The 18,350-nt window shown below is 69.6% G+C and carries 9 protein-coding genes and 2 pseudogenes; 2 read left to right on the top strand and 9 right to left on the bottom strand.

Going from position 1 to position 18,350, the window contains the following annotated elements; genetic code table 11:
* The first annotated feature begins 15 nt into the window (after positions 1-15).
* Positions 16-576, top strand: a complete 561-nt coding sequence (locus ACIBAI_RS16300) for an ATP-binding protein (RefSeq protein WP_399034749.1) — start codon at positions 16-18, stop codon at positions 574-576.
* Here ACIBAI_RS16300 and pglX read toward each other — a convergent pair.
* From pglX to ACIBAI_RS16275, 5 genes and pseudogenes are all read right to left on the bottom strand, one after another.
* Positions 503-4,120 (bottom strand): BREX-2 system adenine-specific DNA-methyltransferase PglX, encoded by a 3,618-nt coding sequence (pglX, locus tag ACIBAI_RS16295; protein ID WP_399034662.1) that lies wholly within the window; start codon positions 4,118-4,120, stop codon positions 503-505. The two genes, ACIBAI_RS16300 and pglX, sit on opposite strands and share 74 nt — an antisense overlap.
* Positions 4,117-8,790, bottom strand: coding sequence for a BREX system serine/threonine kinase PglW (pglW, locus tag ACIBAI_RS16290; RefSeq protein ID WP_399034661.1), 4,674 nt, complete (start codon positions 8,788-8,790; stop codon positions 4,117-4,119). Before pglW ends, pglX begins: the two co-directional genes overlap by 4 nt.
* Positions 8,791-8,970: 180 nt before the next feature.
* Positions 8,971-9,075 (bottom strand): annotated as a pseudogene (locus tag ACIBAI_RS16285) (DUF397 domain-containing protein); the annotation flags it as partial.
* A 100-nt stretch (positions 9,076-9,175) separates the two neighbouring features.
* Positions 9,176-9,642, bottom strand: a pseudogene (locus tag ACIBAI_RS16280) (DUF5753 domain-containing protein).
* On the bottom strand, positions 9,600-10,232 hold the full coding sequence (locus tag ACIBAI_RS16275; RefSeq protein WP_399034659.1) for a helix-turn-helix domain-containing protein: 633 nt from the start codon (positions 10,230-10,232) through the stop codon (positions 9,600-9,602). The pseudogene ACIBAI_RS16280 and the gene ACIBAI_RS16275 overlap by 43 nt, the downstream one beginning before the upstream one ends.
* On the opposite strand from ACIBAI_RS16275, the gene ACIBAI_RS16270 reads away from it, so the two are divergent.
* Complete coding sequence (locus tag ACIBAI_RS16270; protein ID WP_399034657.1) at positions 10,231-12,033, top strand: HNH endonuclease; 1,803 nt, start codon at positions 10,231-10,233, stop codon at positions 12,031-12,033. The two genes, ACIBAI_RS16275 and ACIBAI_RS16270, sit on opposite strands and share 2 nt — an antisense overlap.
* A 539-nt stretch (positions 12,034-12,572) precedes the next feature.
* Here ACIBAI_RS16270 and ACIBAI_RS16265 read toward each other — a convergent pair.
* From ACIBAI_RS16265 to ACIBAI_RS16250, 4 genes are all read right to left on the bottom strand, one after another.
* On the bottom strand, positions 12,573-14,459 hold the full coding sequence (locus tag ACIBAI_RS16265; protein WP_399034655.1) for a DNA/RNA helicase domain-containing protein: 1,887 nt from the start codon (positions 14,457-14,459) through the stop codon (positions 12,573-12,575).
* A gap of 178 nt (positions 14,460-14,637) precedes the next feature.
* Positions 14,638-15,759: an ADP-ribosylglycohydrolase family protein gene (locus ACIBAI_RS16260; RefSeq protein WP_399034653.1), complete on the bottom strand. Its 1,122-nt coding sequence runs from the start codon at positions 15,757-15,759 to the stop codon at positions 14,638-14,640.
* A 40-nt stretch (positions 15,760-15,799) separates the two neighbouring features.
* Complete coding sequence (locus ACIBAI_RS16255; RefSeq protein WP_399034651.1) at positions 15,800-16,198, bottom strand: hypothetical protein; 399 nt, start codon at positions 16,196-16,198, stop codon at positions 15,800-15,802.
* 192 nt (positions 16,199-16,390) lie between these two features.
* Positions 16,391-18,283 carry a discoidin domain-containing protein gene (locus tag ACIBAI_RS16250; RefSeq protein WP_399034649.1) on the bottom strand — a complete coding sequence of 631 codons (1,893 nt, stop codon included), beginning with the start codon at positions 18,281-18,283 and terminating at the stop codon, positions 16,391-16,393.
* Between the last annotated feature and the right edge of the window lie 67 nt (positions 18,284-18,350).

The following is an 18,350-nucleotide window of genomic DNA, read 5'->3' as shown; positions in this document are numbered from 1 at the left end:
CCCCCGAACGGGCACATGCCGCAGCGTCCCGCACCCGAACGCGAATTCACCATGCGCTTCACGTCGACGCCGCGCGGCGCCCGCCTCGCCCGCCGACTCGTCTCGCACCGGCTGGACGACTGGGGCCACCCCTACACGACCCCGGTCAACGAGACGCTCACCCTCATCACGGCGGAACTCACCGCCAACGCCGTACGCCACGGCCACGTCCCCGGCAGGGACTTCCACGTCCGACTCACCTTGACCGGGGGCACCTTCCGCATCGAGGTGACCGACACCCGCACCGAGAAACGGCCTCCGGCCAGTCCCCCGGCAACCGACTCGCTTTCCGAGTTCGGCCGGGGCCTGCTCCTCGTCGCCACCCTCGCGGACGACTGGGGCGTCAGCCCTCGCCCGGCAGCCCCGGGCAAGACCGTGTGGGCGGAGCTGCACGTGCGGGCCCAGGGCCACCCGCCCACGCACCGGGTGGCCCCTGAACCGTCGGAAATCGATCTGCTCCTGGCTACCGCTTCACTGCTGCGCGACGGCCTCGGGTCGCGGCCTGAGGACGCCAGCCACGGAGGTCGTCGTCCGTGAGACCGTGCTCGCCCTGCTTCTGCTGGCGGTAAGCGGCGAAGAAGTCCGCCGGGGAGCCGCTGTAGAGCATGTCGAACTCGTTGTGCCACTGGTACAGCCACGGCTGGAGTTCCAGCAGGCCGGCGAGGAACGGCGTGATCTCCTCGGTGGACAGCGCGGTGTTGGTGAAGTACGTCGCCAGCGCCTGCGCCTGCTCCCGGTGGTCCCAGCCGGCCCAGCCGTAGAGGTCCGGGGTGGCGGCGTTGGTCTGCCCGTAGGAGATGAACCGCTCCTTGGGCACGTCCAGCTTGCCGCGCGCCCTCCAGTAGGACGGGCGGAGGAAGTCGGCCGAGGTGTACTTCGGCGGCACGGGGATGGAGTCCCGGATCTTCCGCTTGGTCTGCTCGTCCGGGGCGGCGTCTTCCTTGCGCTGGAGGTCCCAGACCTCTTCCCAGTCGGCGCGCTTCTTCAGCCCGGAGGGCTTGTAGCGCAGGGCGGAGAGGAACGGCACGTGCTCGTCGGTGATCAGCTCGGCAACGACCTTGGGCAGGTCCTTGCGGGGCGCGTAGATCTTGGCGACGGAGACGAAGTCCTCGTCGCGCGAGAGGGCGTCGGTGAGGCGGGCCAGGGTGAGGATGGCGGGCTGACCGTTCTCATCGAACCAGAGGTCCCGCTTCTCCATACGGTCGAGCAACCAGGAGCGCAGGGCTCGCTCCTGCAGCGTCTCCCACCCGTCGGTCTTCCAGCGGCGCTTGTACTCCGGCCGCTCCATAGTCCGGATCGCCCGGGATTGCTCTATGGCGTTAATCCGCTTGCGTACAACTTCCTTGTAAGCCTCAGGCCAGTGGGCGGGGATCTCTGTGATCGGCGTGGAACCGTGACGCTCGAACCACTCAGTCCGCACCTCACCGCGTTCCACGGCCCTAGCAAGCACGATCTCGAACGCCCGCTCCCCAAGAGCGAGTTCGGGAATGGAATGTTCGGGGGCGCGGAGATCCTCGTCCTGCAGGCCGTATAGGGAGTACACCTGCCAGTCCAACTCTTCCTGTAGGGCAATCATCCGACCACGGAGGGACATCCAGCGATCCTTTGCCTCACGGAGGGCGGATACGGTGGGAATTTCCTTTTCGACGAGAGCCAAGGGGGAAGTGGCGGCAAGCTGCTGAGCATGGGCATCAAGAGCAGCGCTGATTACCGTCGGATAGTCGACGGGTAGAGGGAACTCTTGGAGCTTTGTGCCGGTGAACTCAAACGAGTTTTTCCATGCCTCGCTACCCATGGCCGAGTAACCTGCGTCGACACGAGCGCCGCCACCCTCGCCCTTGTTGTGAGATACCTGCTGAAGCCAGAAGCATGCCGTCGAGCTGTTGAGCAGCCCAAGCAACCGCAGATACTCCTGCTCACTCGCCCCCTCCCGCAATTTGATCACCGGGGCGTGACGGTTGAACACCAGGTTTCCGCGGCCAAGCACAAAATGATTGTGCGTCGAAACAAACGGAAAAGCGAGCAAGAAATCAGCCGCAAGCCGCCCTTCGTGATGGTAGGCGTAGTTCGACCATGGCAGCCCTCTCTGCTCTTTGGTCGTAGAAAACATCAGCCCATTACGCAGAATCTGACGCCCAGTCCACAGGACTCTATCCTCCAACTTGGTCCGTTCGCTCAAGCTAGCCGCCGACGGGAAGATGACATCCGCATTACGAAGACACCCCCAATCTCGCACCTGATCCCCGGTGACAAAAGCCCGACGCGGAACGTCACGATCACGCAACCAAGATGCCAATGGTCGCGGCAGCACAAAGTACTCATCGTCACCGGTAATAGCGGCGAATCCGATGGATTCCGACAACTCCTTCAGAGTGATTTTCGAATTTCTCTGAAGTTGTTCAACCAACTCCTGTCCACCGTCCGCCAGCACCCACGGCTGCTTACTGAAATATTTCGCGCGTGACAGATCGTCTACAGAAACCCACTGGCTCATCGAACCAGGATTATCGATCTGCTCAACAATTGCCCGCCAGACCAAGCCCTCTTCGGCGTTCTTTGGCGCACCGGGCTCACCCTGTACGCTACGAACGGCTCGGACGACCGGCGATCGGCCGCCCCCGCCCCGCTGCCTGCCCACGAGAATAACCGTCGGCGTGCCATGCCCCGGAATGTATGCGCCTGAGGTATCAATTACCTCAGTCAACTCAACCGCATGCCCAAAATAACTTTCAATAAGTTTTGTCCCAAATTCCCGCTTCATGAAAGAGTTGGCCGTGATCTGACCGACCATCCCGTAACCATGCCCATCGGCGTCGCCTCGCTTGGCCAGCTCGAAAAACCGCTGAGCGAACGGCACCGATAGTGCGTATTTTCCAGCACAAGCCGGATACAACCCACGGTACAACTCATTGAGCTTTTTGTCCTTTACCGTGATGTAAGGCGGATTTCCCACCACCACGTGATACCGCCCCGGTCGTAGGATCTCCGGGTACTCATGCACGTCCTCCGTGGCATATTTGAACTCGGCCAGCTCGTCCACGAAGTCCTCGTCTATCCCTCCGAACAGGTTTCCCTGCTGGGACCGGCGAGACTTAATCAATGAGTCACCTACAGCCAGATTCACCGGCCAGTCGTACTTCGCCGCCTCTGCCAACGTCCGCACACCACCCGCCGCCATCGCCGCCACCAGCAGCCGGAACCGAGCAATAGCCACCGCGAACGGGTTGACGTCCACACCGTGCACCGATTCCAGCGCCGCCCGCACCCGCTCGTGCACGTCCTTCCCTGGTTGCCCTTCCGCCCACAGCCGCACGAGCCGCCGAAACGCCCCCAACACAAAGTGCCCCGACCCACACGTAGGGTCGATCATCTTCAGTTCCTCGTACCCGAACTCCCGCACCGCAGGATTCATCGTCCGGTCGAGGATGAACTCCTCCACGAACTCCGGCGTCTGGAGCAGCGCATACGTCTTCCGCGCGGCCTCGCTGAGGTCCTGGTACAGGTCGCCCAGGAACCGCGTGTCCCAACCCTCCGTGCCGTCCTCGTTCAGCGGGTCGGTGAAGTCGTGGACGAGGACGCCATCTTCGTTGCGCTGACGCCAGAACTCGACCAGCTCCCGCGCGCCGTCGTGCGAGAGCGGGATCTGGTACAGCGGGTTGTGCCGCTTGTCGAAGAGGAGCCGGCCCGCCTGGCCCTGGCCCAGTTCGTCGAAGGCCTTCTCCAGCCAGCCGCGGTAGGTCGGGTTGTCGTCCGTCTCCACGTAGGCGTCGTACCGGGCCTCCGCCAGCTCGCGCCGGTCGCCGTCCGGGCCGGTCAGGTACGGCTCGGGGATCAGCCGGTTGTCCTCGCAGAAGCGGACGAAGACCGTGCCCAGCACCCACGCCACCGCGACCTGGGTGACCCGCTCGTCCAGCCACGAGTTCCACGTCGCCGCCGTACGCCCGAGCTTGCGGGCCTGGTCGTACTCGGCGCGCAGCCGGGCCCCGACCTCACCGAGTGCCTTGACCTGCTTGCCCAGGTCGGCCTCGACCGCCTTGACCTGCTGCTTCAGATCGTCCAACAGAGCCTTGCGGTCGATCACTTCGCGTCTCCCTCGACACCACTCGCCACGTTCTCGCCGGACCCGCGGTGGCGGTTGCCCACCCACGTGTCCGGAAGCTGGATCCACTCCCCCAGGCCGGCCTGGTACGGCACGGCCACCTGTCCGAGCCTGGGCTCGCGCAACGGGTCGCTCTGCGGGACCAGGAGCCACAGCCCCCGCCCGCCCCGCCGGGCCGCCGACGCCAGGCGGTCCAGGACGCCCATCGCGTCGTACCGGGCGAACACCCCGGCCTCCGTCAGCAGGACCGGACCCGCATCGCCGCCGCCGTTGCCCAGCAGCTCTACTATCCGGGGCTCGACCGAGCCCCACGCCGTCCGCGCGTACTCCGCGAACCGCACCGCGCCCTTCGAGCCCGGCTCGGCGGCGTCCGCCTTGAGCAGGGTCTCCCAGGTGGGCTTGGTGCCCGGCGTGACCTGCGCGCGCAGGGCCTGGAGGAACAGCTCGGTCACCGACACCGCCCGCGCGCCCAGCCGCTCGGCGCCCAACTCCCGCACCGCGTCCCGGACGAGCTGCTGCCGCACGGTCAGCACCCGGTAGCCGTCCCGGCGGGCCGAGGCGAGGAGCCGTTCCTCCGCGCGCACCGCGCCCGCGAGCTGCGGGTCGTCCGCGTACCGGGTCACCGTGCCCGTACGCGTCGAGTGCCGCCAGGCGCCCGTCGTGAGGTAGCTGGAGGCGTCGTCCACCCGCGTCGACAGGTAGCGCAGCGTGCCCGTGTCCTCGCGCGTGCTCAGGGACAGCTCGAAGCCCGCGTCGCGCAGGGCCTTGGTGAGCGGGCCGCCGGTGGGCAGTTCATGGGTGGTGCCGCCGCGTCCGTCCGGGACGACCAGCTCGGGGAAGCGGGCGCGGACCCGCTCGTGGATGTCCTCGGCGGTCAGGCCGGGCTGCCGCCCTTCCGGCACGCCGTCGATCCGGCGCACCAGGCCGGCCTGGGTGAGGCGCAGCGCGCGGACGAGCGGCAGGTTGCGCGGGTAGATCTCCAGGCGGGGGGTGGCGGCGGCGTTGACGGACGCGGCGGCGGCCAGTTCGACCATGCGCCGCTCGTCCCAGTCGATCGCGCCGGGCGGCATGGTCACCGCGCCCAGCTCGGCCAGGACGGTCGCGGCCGTCGGCAGGGTGTCCAGCTTGGCAAGGCGGTCGGCGGCGCGGCCGAGCTTGGTCGCGTAGTCGAGCAGGCCGGGCGCGGTCGGGGTGTCGGGCGCGTCGTGCTCGCGCACGTCCAGGGCGAGCAGGCCCGCGCCCAGCGACTCCTCGGTGGCCTTGCGGTTGGGCTGGTGCTGGAACTCGGCCTCATCGGGAGCGAGTTGCTCGACCTCGACGACGGCGCGGACCGCGGCCAGGGCCAGCGCGCGCCGCTGCTCGCGCGTGGCGAGCTGGCTGCCGCGCCGCACGGCGAGGGCGTCGGCGATCTCGGCGGCGGAGGCGACCCGGCCCATGCCGGCGAGGAGGTCGAGGATCTCGGCGCGCAGGGCACGGACGGCCGGGTCGGCCTTCCAGCGCTTGCGCTCCTCCTTGAGCATCTGCGGTATGCGCCCGGCGCTGAGGCCCAGCGCCTCGGCGACGTCCTTCTGCTTGGGCCACACCCCGATGTCCGGCAGCACGCCGTGCTCGTCGGGCAGGCGCAGCAGCAGCCGCACCATCTCGGCCTTGTTGCGGTTGGAGCCGTTGTTGTTGACGACCGGCACGAAGATCGTGGCGAGGGCGTCGAGGCTGACGGAGCGCAGGGCGCGGGCGGACAGGCCGCCGGCGGCGTCGGACGTCGCCAGGGTGCCCGCGAGGGCGGACTCGGCGGCGGTGAGCTGGTCCAGCTCCTCCTTCGCCTCCGCGCGGCCCTGCGGCGTGAGCGGCGAGACGGGGGTGGCGCGCAGCCGCTCGCCCCACTCCCGCTGGCGCTTCTGGACCTCGTTGCGGGTCCTGGCACCGAGACCGGGGGCGTTGACGAGCTTGCGGCGGCTGTAGTCGAGGAGCTCGCCGACGGTGGTGATGCCCAGGCCGTAGAGGAAGGACTGGGCCGCGCCGGTGAGGCCGGAGACGGTCAGCGGGGTGTCGCGGGTCACCTCGGCGGCGAGGCGGTCGCGCTGCTGCTCCGCGGTCTCCGGCTCGGCGTCCGCGATGGCGCCGTGGGGGGTCTGCTCCGTGGCGGTGGCGTCCGCGGCGGGGCCGGTGCCGGCCAGGGCCGGGTGGCGGCTGCGGTGGCTGGAGGGGACGGTTCGCGAGGCGTCGAGGAAGATCTTGCGCCAGGCGTCCCGCATCGGCTTCAGCTCGGGGAACCGCTTGCCGACGTCGCGGTGCAGGGCCTTCTGGAAGAAAGCGACGAGCCCGTCGCGCACGGCCGGGTCGAACGCCTCGGCCGCGATGGTCGGGTAGGGCCACTCCTTCGGGTCCGTCATCCGGGGCGGGACGCTGCCGTCGCCCCACTTGGGCAGCTCGCGCGAGGCCATCTGGTGCAGGGTGACGGCGAGCGCGTACCGCTCGGCGTGGGAGTCGTAGGTGCCGCGCGTGATGACGTCGACGAACGGGTCGAGGTAGCCCTCGGTGCCCGCGTCGGTGTTCCTCGCCGGGTAGCCGGCCAGCGAGAAGTCGATGAGGACCAGCTCGCGGGTGCGGTTGGGGCGGATGCGGATGGCGATGTTGTCCGGCTTGATGTCGCGGTGCCAGACGCCCTCGCCCTCCAGGAAGTCGACGGCGCCGAACAGGTAGTCGCCGTACGCCTCCAGCTGGTCGACCGGGAGCCGGCCCTCGTCGCGGAGCTGGCGGGCCACCGTCTCCTCGCGGCGGCGGGGCGTCTTCCGCTCGCCCGGCTCGCCGGCGTCGTCGCGCTCGTCGCCCACGTACTCCAGGGCGAGGACGGTGCGGCCCGCGATGCGCAGGGGCTCCGGTTCGACGAGGCGGATGATGCCCGAGTGGGGGCGCAGGCGGCCCATGACCTCGGCCTCGCGGACGAGGATGTCGCCCCGGCTGTCGGACAGGGCCACCTTCAGCACGGCCAGCGGACGGGTGCGGCGCGCCTCGGCTTGAAGGTCGCGGACGAGGAAGGCTCGGCTGGTGGAGCCCGTGCCGAGCCGTCGGCGCACCTCCCAGCGGCCGTCGAGCACGTCGCCGGGGACCGCGTCCAGCGGGTCCTTCTCGGGTGCGGCGGCGCTCTCGGAGGCGGCGGCGGACGCGGGGGCGGTGAGGGAGTCCTCGACGACCTCCAGCATCTCCAGGAAGTCGTCGACGCTGGACAGACGCCGGTCGGGCCTGTATGCCGTGGCCGCCTGCACCAGCTCGTCGACGTCCTCCGACAGGCCGTCCACCAGGGAGCTGGGCCGCAGGCCCTCCCCGGCCTCCAGGCGGGCCCGCAGCTCGGCCTGGCTGGCGGCCGGGGCCTTGTCGGTGACCAGCAGGTAGGTGAGGACGCCGAGGCCGTAGACGTCCAGGGAGACCGGGTCGGGGCGCAGCGCGGTCAGCTCGGGCGCGAGGTAGGGGTCCTCGTCGTCGGCCAGGTGCATCGCGGACAGGGCGGTCGGGGCCAGGCGCGTCCCGCCCTGGGAGGAGTCCCCGCCGCGCTGGGTGGCGATCTGCCAGTCGGAGATCTGCAGCCGCGGGCTGAGCCAGGCGGCCTCCTCGCCGACCGCCTTGCCCCGGCCGCCGTCCGGGCGGGGCAGGACGTGGATGGAGCGGGCGGTCAGGGCCCGGTGGTGGATGCGCTTGGCGTGCGCGGACCGGACGGTCTCGGCGAGCTGCCGGACCAGGGCCATCCGGCCCAGGATGTCCAGCTTCGCGCCGTACTGGACCAGGTACTCGTCCAGCTTCATCGTCCGCGGGTCGTGGTCGAAGACCAGCGCGGGGCCCGCGGGGTGCCCGGTCGGGAAGTATTGTCGGTAGGGGACGACGCCCGGGTGCCGGAACCGCTGCAGGACGGCCGCCTCGCGGCGGGCGGCGTTCTCCACGGACTGCCGCAGCGAGGCGTCCGAGCCGCGCTCGCTCAGGTACACGCGGACCCGGGCGCGCTCGGGCAGCTCCGTGTGATGCGCCTCGTAGTCGGCCCAGGTCCGGCCGGAGTCGAAGGGGCGGCGCTTCAGCTCGTAGGGGCCGACCTTGTACTCGGCTTCGCTGGGGCGGATGCCGATGCGGTCCAGCTCCGCCTTGATGTGCCGGGAGTCGATCGCGGTGATACGGCGCCGCTCGTCGCGCGGGGGCTGCTTGAGCAGCTCGATCAGCTCGGCGACGGTGTACACGCCGTTCCGGTCGTGGGCGGGCAGGCGCACGCGCAGCCCGTCGTCGGTGAAGCAGACCGCCTCGCCGATCCAGACGCGCCGGCCGCCCTGCCCCTGCCCGATCAGGCTGGACAGCTCCTTGGCCTTCTTGTTGACCAGGTGCAGCGGGTTGCCGTGCGTGCGGCGCCGGCCACCGGGGGTGGTCTGCACCCAGGTGCCGTTCTCGGAGGTGACCGAGCCGTGCCAGTCCTTCAGCTCGATCATGTACACGCCGCCGGGCGCGACGACCAGCAGGTCGACCTCGCGGACGTGGCCGGTGTGCGCGGTGAAGGTGAAGTTCGACCAGGCACGCCAGGGGTCGGAGTCCGGCAACCGCTCCCGGATCGCCTCCAGGCCGCGGCGTTCGTGATCGAACTCGGACTCGGTGACCGTGACCCACCGGCCTTCCCGCATGCCTGTCCCCACTCGTCGTTCCCACAGGACCCGTCACCCCACCGTCCGGGCCCAGCGGACCGATCTTAGTGGTTGCCGGATACATGGGAAGAGGAAGCGAAGGACGGGACTATAGGACATTGGGACTGCGCCTCCGGAATGCCAGTTTTCGGAGGCATGCCCCCATACGCGGCAGAAAGTTCAGCTTGCGGCGTGCCTGATGAAATCGGCCCAGGCGGGCGGGGAGACGGCGAACCGCGGGCCGTCCGCGCCCTTGGAGTCCCGGACGTGCACGGCCTGCGGCGCGTGCGCGACCTCCGCTCAGTCGCCGCCTTCGGACCCGCTGTGGCTGCTCTTGAGCCAGTGCAGCTCGTCGCCGGTGCTCACAGCGCCCCTCGCATCCGCGTCAACAGCTCCGCCGAATCCGCCGGGGACAAGACTGTGAGCGCATCTCGGCACAGTGCATCTGCATGACGCCGACCGCTTTCCGGCCGGAGATCAACTGCCCGGTCTTCTGCCCTTCCGAGTACCCCAGCCATTGGTGGTCCTGCGTCTCCAGCAGGCGCATCGGGCCGTCCGCGCCCGCGTGCGACGGATGCCGCAGCGGCACGGTCCGCAGTTCCACGTTCCACGGCTCCGCACACGCGAGAAGGTGATCGATCAACTCCCTCGTGGCCTCCTCGCCACTCGTGTGCCGCAGCAGCACCGATTCCTCGACGATGAAGCCGAACGCGATCGGCGGCTTCCGACGCAGCAGGTCCCGCCGCGCCGGCCGCGCGGCGACCCACCGCTCCAGTTGCTCCTCGGTGGGCCGGGCGGGACGTCGAGCATCACCACCCGGATGTACGCCTCGGTCTGGAGCAGCCCCGGCACCACCCGGCACCCGTACGTCGACAGGACGACCGCCGTCTCCTCCAGTTGTGCCCACTCCCGGAACCAGACCGCCAGCCCCGTTGCCGCCCGACGTGCCGGGCCATGGCTCGCAGCACCCCAAACGCTTCCAACGCGTCCTCCGCTCGCTCCACGAACCGGGCGGTCGGTATCCGCCGACCCTGCTCGACGGAAGCGACGGAGGCATGCGAGTAGTCGAGCCGTTCGGCGAGCTGCTCCTGGGTGCGCAGGGCGCGTTCCCGGAACGTCTTCAGGGTCGCGCCGAGCGCCTTCGGACCGTCGGAGGACTCGAGTGCGGTGCTGCTGTTCGCCACGTCCGACGATCCCTTTGTCGCGCTGGTGGCACACCTTGCAGTCGTACAACGGCGGAACGAGTGGGAGTGGTTACGTGCAAGCCTCGACGAAGCCCCGCACAGGACGGCGTGTACGTGAGCCGGGAGGGCGCCTTCCACCACGTCTTCCACACCATCCCGGCATGGCAGCACTGGCTGACCCCTATCGGAGCGAGCAGGGTGCCACCGGCTCGAGATGGACCAGTGATTGTCATACCTTCCTATTAGCCTCCTGGACATGGGACTTGGAGATGTAACGCGCGCAGGGGTACTGGCTGCGGTCACGGAGTGTCAGCAGCTGGGACGCGAAACGTTTCGCCGCCGGTACGGTTTCGGTCAAGCCAAGACGTACGAACTGGTCTGGGACGGAAACCGCTACGACTCGAAGGCCATCGCGGGCGTAGCGCACCTGTACTCGGTCGGTACCCTGCTGTCGGCTGACGACTTCAGTGGCGGTGCGCACACCGTGGCACGTCGTCTGCGCACCTTGGGCTTCACTGTGAAGGACGGCTCCACGGTCGCAAACGGACCGGAGCAGGTGGCGCCGCAGATGGTTCTCCAGCCCCGCGGAGGAGCTCGCGATCGCGGCCCGCAGAACTTCGTCAAGTCCGTACGTCAAGGCGTTCCGATCGCGGACCTCAAGGACGTCCTCGGTGAACAGTCGGACATACTGACGGCCTTGTATCCGGACGGGGTCGCTCGGCTATGGGGCTCCACTCCCACCAAGCAGGTCAACAACGAAAAGGTGAGAGCTCTACGGGGCCGCCGCGTGGGCGACGACGTGTTCTTCTACGCGGAGAACCACTTCATCGCTCGTGCCCGTATCCTCCATCTCTTCGACAGTCTGCCCGTGGCACGGAGAGTCTGGGGGACCGACGAGGACAACGCCACGTGGGAACACATCATGGCGCTCGGAGAAGTCGAGGAGTTCCCCACCCGTGTGCCGGCCGCGCCCATTCTGCGGCGTTTGAACGTCCCCGTACCCCTGCGGAGCCTTACCCTGCGGTCCGCCGAGAACTACCGCCGCGTTGCCCACCTCTTTCCGCAGAGGCGTCATCCGGTTCTTCCGCAGCATCCGACACCGCACCCAATCGTGTCCCCCCGGCTGACCGCAACGGGCTTGCTGGATCGGATCGGTTCTCTCGGCACCCATCGTCGCTCGGAGGGCGCAGTCTCCGGTCGCCACCAGTCGTTGGCTCTGCTGTGGGCGGTTTCCCGAATCGCGGCGGGCGAGCCGCGCCTGGCGCCGTGGTCCTCTTTTCGCACGGAGGTCGGCCCGCTCCTGACCGAGTTCGGACCTCCTGGTCTCAAGGCCGTTCCGGGGTCCCCCTTCTGGGCCCTGCAAGACAGTGGCCTGTGGGAGGTACACGGCGTCGAAAGCGATACCGGCTCCTTGCCGCAGGAGGAGGTTCTCGACAAGGCCCGACCCGTCGCAGGTCTCACCCTGGCAAGCGCGGAACTGCTGCAGAACCCCCTCACGCGCCTGGAAGCCGTCATCAAGCTGTGCAGCACCTACCTCGACGACGTAGATCAGCGCGTGCTGCTCAGTCGGGTGGGCCTTGCCGGATACACGACGGCCGACGGCCTACTCGATGAAGGCGAAGGCAATCACGGCCAGGAGATCACCGATGAGGAGCGGGCCACTGGTCCGACTGCACGCAGGGATGTCACCTCCTCACGGCTGGTACGCAACGCCTCGATCGCCAACCGGGTCAAGGAGATACACGGCCATGCCTGTCAAGTGTGCGAGACCCGTCTGCAGTACATGCGCAGGCCCTACAGCCAGGCTGCTCACATCCGCGGTCTCGGATCCCCACACGACGGTCCGGACGAACTGCCGAACCTGCTCTGCCTGTGCCCCAACCACCACGTCCTCTTCGACGGTCTCGAAATCTACATCGATGTCGATGACGTGGTGCGTCGGACGCATGGAGGCGATTCCCTGGGACGCCTTCGCCGTCACGTCGACCACCAGATCGATGAGGCATACCTGCGGTACCACCGCACTCTGTGCGAACTCAGCAGGCTGACAGGGAAGTAAGGCTCAAGTACCGCGTCCACTGCTCGGCGCTCCCCCGTCTGACGACTCGGAAGTACCGGGGGCAGCCCTTGCGTCGGGGGGCGCGGCCTCCCTGATCGCTCCCCCAGGGGTTGTACAGCTCACAGGTCATCCCTCTACAGATGTGCCGGTCACCTGAGTGTTGTCCCATAAATGATTTACGGGACAACACTCAGACGCCGAGTCGGGGAATCTGAGCGACATCCTCGAAACAGCCGACCGTGCGGCCGCGGTGGACGGTGCTCCTCACGGCCGAGTGCGGGAACGGCCCGGGGCATGTGTCCGACTTCACGGTTCGCCCTCTCCTTGTTCCGCTCATCAGTGACCAGGTGAAGGACGAGGAGTGACGCGCTTCTGGGACATCTCGCCGAATCGGCGCGCGACGGCTTTCCCCTGGGGGGACCGGATCTCGTCGTCTGGCCGTCGATGACGCCGCCGAGATCGCCGAACAGCCTTCGTATGGAGCCCGGCACGACACACCGGGCTCCGGACAGCACTCGACCGTGCCGAAAGCCGCTCCGTCAGGCCGACACCGTCTTCCGCGTCCCCTCACCCGCCAGCTCCCGCAGCTTCTCCCGTGTCTCGGGGTCCGTCGAGTACACGATCGTGCCGACCATGCCGCGGGTCAGCAGCACCTTGTAGGTGTTGCGGATCAGACGGTCCACGTCGGTGTCCGGGGTGGACTTCTTGAACACCGGGTCCTTGGAGGCCGTGCGGTCCGTGATCCAGCGGTCACCGCGCCAGAGCAGGTCGGGGCCGATGATGACGCCGGACCAGTCGTACTCGAAGCCCTGGGCCGTGTAGACGCAGCCGACCTGGCCGAAGCCGGCCGGGTCGGTGGCCCACAGGGCGGCCGGGGGCGCACCCGACACGGAGCGGTCGCCGCGCAGGTTCCAGGGGCGGGCCCAGTCGCCGATGACGACGTCGGGCGGCAGCGGCTCGCCCGGCCTGGGCTCCGGGGACCAGCGCCAGCAGTAGCCGGCGGACATGCGGGCGCCGTAGCCCTGGGCGCGGCGGGCCTCGAGGAACGCCTCCATCTCCTGCGGGCTGTCGGCGACCAGCAGCTGCATGCGGCCGTCGGGTTCCCAGACGACCGGTCCGCCGGGCTCCAGGCCGAGGAGGCGGACCACCCAGCGCAGGTAGGCGTCGCTGCCGCCGCAGCGGAACTGGCTGTCCAGCGGGACGACGTGGCAGGGGATGCCCCGCTTGGCCGCCGCCGCCTTGATGTCGGCCACGGTGCCCATCTCGCCGGGGCGCACGACCTGGTGCTCGTCGAGGAAGAAGACGGGCACGTAGGCGACGTCGATGAGTTCGTCGATCTGGGCCCTGCCGGTCCGGTGCTCGGCACGGGTGTAGCGGTTGGCCGAGGTCTCCCGGATGCGGTGGGCTTCGTCGCAGATCAGCGCGCCCAGGCTGTTCTTCTCGGCGGTCATGAAGCTGTTGAAGTACTTGAACAGGTCCTGGACCTCCCGCTTCCGGGAGCCCGCGACCTTCCGCATCGTCTTGGTGAACGACTGCGAGCCGGTGGCGTGCAGGGCCGGGACCCCGCGCCGGTACAACTCGCCGAGCAACTGCAGAGCGATCACGCTCTTGCCGGTGCCGGGGCCGCCGGTGACGATGACGACTTCCTTGCGGTCGGCGTGCTTCGCCTTCTCCACCGCGTTGAGCACCATGCGGTAGGCGACCTGCTGCTCGTCGAGGAGTACGAACTGCTGGCGTTCGCGCACCTCCTCGGCGGCCACGGACATGAGCTGCTTCGACGGCACCGTGGCACCCGTGAGCAGCTCGTCCGCCGCCTTGGCACCAGGGTGCTCGCCGCTCAGCCGGGAACGGAGATGGTCGAGGAAGGCGCCGCGGCGCTCTCCGGTGAAGAGCAGTCCGCGACCGTCGCGTTCGACATCCCGCAGGCCGGTGACGCCGAACTCCGTGGCGTTGTGCAGGAACGCGACTCCGCTGACCCGGTGTCCGTGTTCGGCCACCGCCCCGTTGAAGTTGACCAGGTAGTCGCAGTAGCGGCGTACCTGCTCGATGGGGTTGAGGACCGGGTGGGCGTAGGCATCGACGTGGCAGAGGGTCGGGTCGTCCTCATGGGGCAGTGCCTGGCTCCACTGCTTCAGCTCCACCACCACGTACGACGGCTCCCCCGTGACCGGGTGCACACCGGCGAGCACGGCGTCGGCTCGCTTGCTGTTCAGCGGGAGCGCGTACTCCAGCATGACCTCCACGTCGCCCAGCCCCGCGTCGTTGAGCGCGGTCGCCAGGACGGGGATGCTGCGCTCCCAGGAGCGCACTTCCGAGGCGCCGGGCCGGTAGCCGTGCATGTGGGCGAACTGGTCGGTGAGGTGAAGGAACAGCGAACGGTCGAGCGCCATGGCGGCGACCGTCTTCGCGGACGCGCGAAACAGCAAGGACTTCCCCCGGGCAGCACGAAACAACTCGTGCGGGTGGGGGCATGTCCTCGAACTCCCCTGCGGGAGCGGAAGCCCGTCGGGCCGCGTTGACTATGGGTCCGAGATTACCTGGTGGCTCCGACAGCGGTCGTCCCGGCCGGCGAGCTGTGCGGGCGAAGGGACCCACCGGTGCGCCTCACCAGCCGGGATAGCGGCTCCACCACTCAAGGTCCCATCCCTTGACGTACTCGCTGCCGCTGGGTGAGTCGTCGAGTTCCAGCACCAGGTCGCGGGCCAGGGTGTCCAGGACCCAGGCCAGTTCGTGACGGCCGACCAGGTCGACGGGCAGGGCATCGGCCCCGTGGACGGCGCCGAGCAGCGCGCCGGTCACGCAGGCGACGGACGCGCCGTCCGGGGCGCCGGCCGCGAACTCCAGCGCGGCTTGGAGGCCGGCGCGGCCGGGGAAGGAGGCCGCCGCGTAGAGGCCGCCGAGCAGGGCCGAGGGCGCGGTGGCGTCCGGTGCCAGGTGTGCCAGGTGTCCGGCGTTCGCCGGTTCGTCGGCCGCGAGCCGGAAAGCCGCCCGGAGGCGGCCGTACTCGTGCTCGGTGACGTGCCGGGCGGTGGCGGGGAGGGCGGTGACGCCCGCGTGCAGCGCTTCCCGGACGGTCCCGGCGGAAGGAGCGGACGGGGCGGGCGGGCCGCCCGCGGGGGCGGGGTGGGTCAGGCAGTGGTGGACCAGTGCGGCGGCCTGGGTGGCGGCGCTCTGCGCGGCCGGGTCGCCGTGCGTGAGGGCGGCGACCGCGCCGACCTGGGTGATGCCGCCGGCTCCGGTGACGGCGATCGGCAGGCACCGGGTCAGCGCGTGGCAGCCCCGGCTCGGGGTCGCCATCCGCTCCTGGCCCTCCTCGATCCGGGACAGGGCCGTCACCGTCGCCGGTGCGCTGCCGCGCCGCTCGGCCAGCGCGGGCACACGCGCCAGCCAGCCGTCCGGCCACGCCCTGGTCCCCTGCGGATTCCAGCGGCGTCGCATCTTCTCGGCCTCGATGCCCTGCAGGGCGGCCCACCGGCAGTAGGCGTGCAGGACCACGCTCGGCGCGTGGCAGATCCCTTTGTGGTTTCCGCGCACCTGCGCGCGGATGACGCCTTCGGCGGTGAAGCAGGCCAGTTGGGTGCTGACACCGGCGCGCAGCGGGCCGGCGTCGGGCGGCGCGCCCCGGGTTCCGCCGAGCGTGTCTCCGAGCGCCAGGCCGAGCATCATCCCGCGTACGCGGGACTGCCTGGCGAAGAGGTTCCTCTGGTGGTCTTTCCCGTGGGGCAAAGGAACGCGTCTTTCCTGTGGGGGACGAGGAGGGCGGGCCTCAGAGCCCTGCCCGCTTCAGCAGCACCGGCAGCGCCTCCGGTTTCACCTTCTGCACCGACCGCACCTGCCCGAGGCCCAGTTCCTCACGGCTCACCGGGTCGCGGTACAGCGCCTTCGTCGCCTCGGGCAGCAGGGTCGCGGCGACCAGGTAGGTGACGTCGGGGTCGTCCGGGTCCTCCCAGGGCTCCTCGTCCACCTCGGCCACCGCGGCGACGGCCGCGTCCGGGCTGGTGAAGAAGAACCAGAGGCGGTCGCCCGGGCGCATACGGTTGCGGCGGCTGAGCCAGAGCTCCAGCTCCGGTTCCTCCACGGCCAGCCGGCGGACGGTCTCCTTGCCGAACGGCTCGCTGTCCAGCGTGTCCCGGTGCGGGTTGAGGATGTAGATCCAGTCCGTCACGGCTTCCCCCTCGATCAGGACACACGGCCCACGGCGACGCAACACACAGCGGTGCGGCGCCCCATGGTGCCATGGATCCCGGCTGATGCGCGTACGCATTTTCGAGCCCGGGCGGTCCGGGCGGGTGTGCAGCCGTCTCCTCGGGGGAGACGGCTGCCCACTCCGAGCGGCGTTCAGGTCACCGCGGGGGTCTCACCGCTTCTGCTCCACCCGCACCCAGTCCACCTCCGCCTGCACTCCCCCGCCCGCGATCCGGTCCACGCTGGACTGCGGCAGCCCCCAGTACGGGCTCGTGACCTTGTTCCAGCCGGCCGGGTAGGCGCCGCCCAGGGCCAGGTTGAGGATCACGTACTGGTCGTGGCCGAAGACCCACTGGCCGCGGGTCGACTCCAGCTTGTTGCGGGTGGTCTCCTGGACGAGCCGGTCGTCGACGTAGAAGCGCATCGCCGTCGGGGTCCACTCCACCGCGTAGGTGTGCCACTGGTCGGCCCGGCCGCCGTTCGGGTAGGTCTGGCGGGCGCCGATGTTGCCGTCGGCGGAGTAGCCGGGGCCGTGCAGGGCGCTGCTGGTCCAGTCCGCGTAGCCGACGTTCTCCATGATGTCGGTCTCGCCGGAGGACGGCCAGGAGACGGACGGGTCGTCGACGTCGCTGCCCAGCAGCCAGAAGGCGGGCCAGAAGCCGTCGCCGACGGGGAGTTTCATGCGGGCGCTGACCCGGCCGTAGGTGAAGTCGAACCTGGTGTGGGTGTCGATGCGGCCGGAGGTGAAGTCGTAGGTGCCGCCGCCCGCCCGGGTGCAGCCCTTGCAGTGCTTCGCGCGCAGGACCAGGTTGCCGTTCTCCGTGCGGACGGTGTCCGGGGAGTCGACGTACGCCTGCGCCTCGCCGTTGACCGGGCCCATCTCGGTGCCGGTGCGGACCACGCGCCACTTGGAGCGGTCCAGGCCGGCGCCGGTGAAGTCGTCGAAGAACGTGGTCTGGTAGGTGCCCTGCTGCTCGCCGGGCAGGGGCGGGTAGGCCGCCGACGCGCTGCCGCCCGTGCCCCAGACCTGGAACTCGTAGAGGGAGTAGCCGAACTGGGCGGTGGCGGGCGCCGGGTTGTAGAAGGAGCGGCGTTCCTTGCCGAGCATCCGGACGTAGCGGCCCTGCGCCGGCTGCGGGAGCCGGATCGAGTCGTGGACGCCCGTCGCCTCGGCCGGGGACTTCACGTTCGCCCGGCGGGCGGCGACCTCGCTCGCCGAGGGGCGGTACACCGTGCGCCAGGTGCGGTTGTCGTCGGACACCTGCAGTTCGTAGTCGACGGCGTACGCCGCCTCCCAGTACAGGTCGACGGTGTCGATCGTGGAGGTCGCGCCGAGGTCCACCGCCACCCAGCGGTCGGCGTTCCAGTCGCTGGACCAGCGTGTCGCGTCGTCCTTGAGGTTGGCGGGCAGGCCGCCGTCCGTCACGAACGCCGGGGAGTTGCCCGCGTGCTGGTAGTAGTTCGCGTAGGCCGGGTGGTGGAGGGCGAGGTTGGTGCGGGTGGTGGACGCGGGGGCCGGTTCGCCGCCGTAGACGCGGAAGGAGTAGAGGGAGTAGCCGTAGGGGGTGGCGCGCTGCACGCCGCGCATGCGGACGTAGCGGCCGGTGGCCTCCTGGGGGTAGGTGTGCGCCGTGACCGTGCCGCCGGTGCCGTCGGTCTCCGTGTAGAACGGGGTCCAGTCGGTGCCGTTCTTCGACACTTCGAGGACGTACCTCTTGCCGTAGGCCGCCTCCCAGTCGAGGACGACGCGGTCGACGCGGATCGTCGAGCCGAGGTCGACGCGGATCCAGGCGTCGTCGGCGAAGTCGCTGGACCAGCGGGTGGAGTCGTTGCCGTCGAAGGCGGCGCCGGCCGCCAGGCCGGCGTTCTCGCTGCCGGAGGCGGTGACGGCGGCCGGGTTCGCGGCGTAGGCGGCGCCCGCCCGGTCGGTGTCCCAGGCCGCCGCGGCGGCGGGCCGCGGGGCGGGCGCGGCGAGGGCCGGGACGGCGGGGGCGGTGGACAGCAGCGTCAGTGCGGCGAGGGCGGTCAGGAGGGTGCGGGGGGTGCGGGGGGTTCTGGATGACATGCGGCTCTCCTCGGGGAGTGGGGTTCCCTGCGGGGCTTTGCGTGTTCATGACATATGCGGGGGTGGC

This window comes from Streptomyces sp. NPDC051041 (genome assembly GCF_044456065.1).
In the GTDB taxonomy this organism is placed as follows: Bacteria; Actinomycetota; Actinomycetes; order Streptomycetales; family Streptomycetaceae; genus Streptomyces; species Streptomyces glaucus.
Note: the sequence above shows the minus strand (reverse complement) of the source record. Positions and strands in the feature narration are given on the sequence as shown.

Excerpts from the sequence above, each read along its gene's own strand:
- ACIBAI_RS16275 (WP_399034659.1), bottom strand. The coding sequence starts at position 10,232 with ATGTCCAGGAGGCTAATAGGAAGGTATGACAATCACTGGTCCATCTCG.
- ACIBAI_RS16270 (WP_399034657.1), top strand. The coding sequence starts at position 10,231 with ATGGGACTTGGAGATGTAACGCGCGCAGGGGTACTGGCTGCGGTCACG.
- ACIBAI_RS16250 (WP_399034649.1), bottom strand. The coding sequence starts at position 18,283 with ATGTCATCCAGAACCCCCCGCACCCCCCGCACCCTCCTGACCGCCCTC.
- ACIBAI_RS16300 (WP_399034749.1), top strand. The coding sequence starts at position 16 with ATGCCGCAGCGTCCCGCACCCGAACGCGAATTCACCATGCGCTTCACG.
- pglW (WP_399034661.1), bottom strand. The coding sequence starts at position 8,790 with ATGCGGGAAGGCCGGTGGGTCACGGTCACCGAGTCCGAGTTCGATCAC.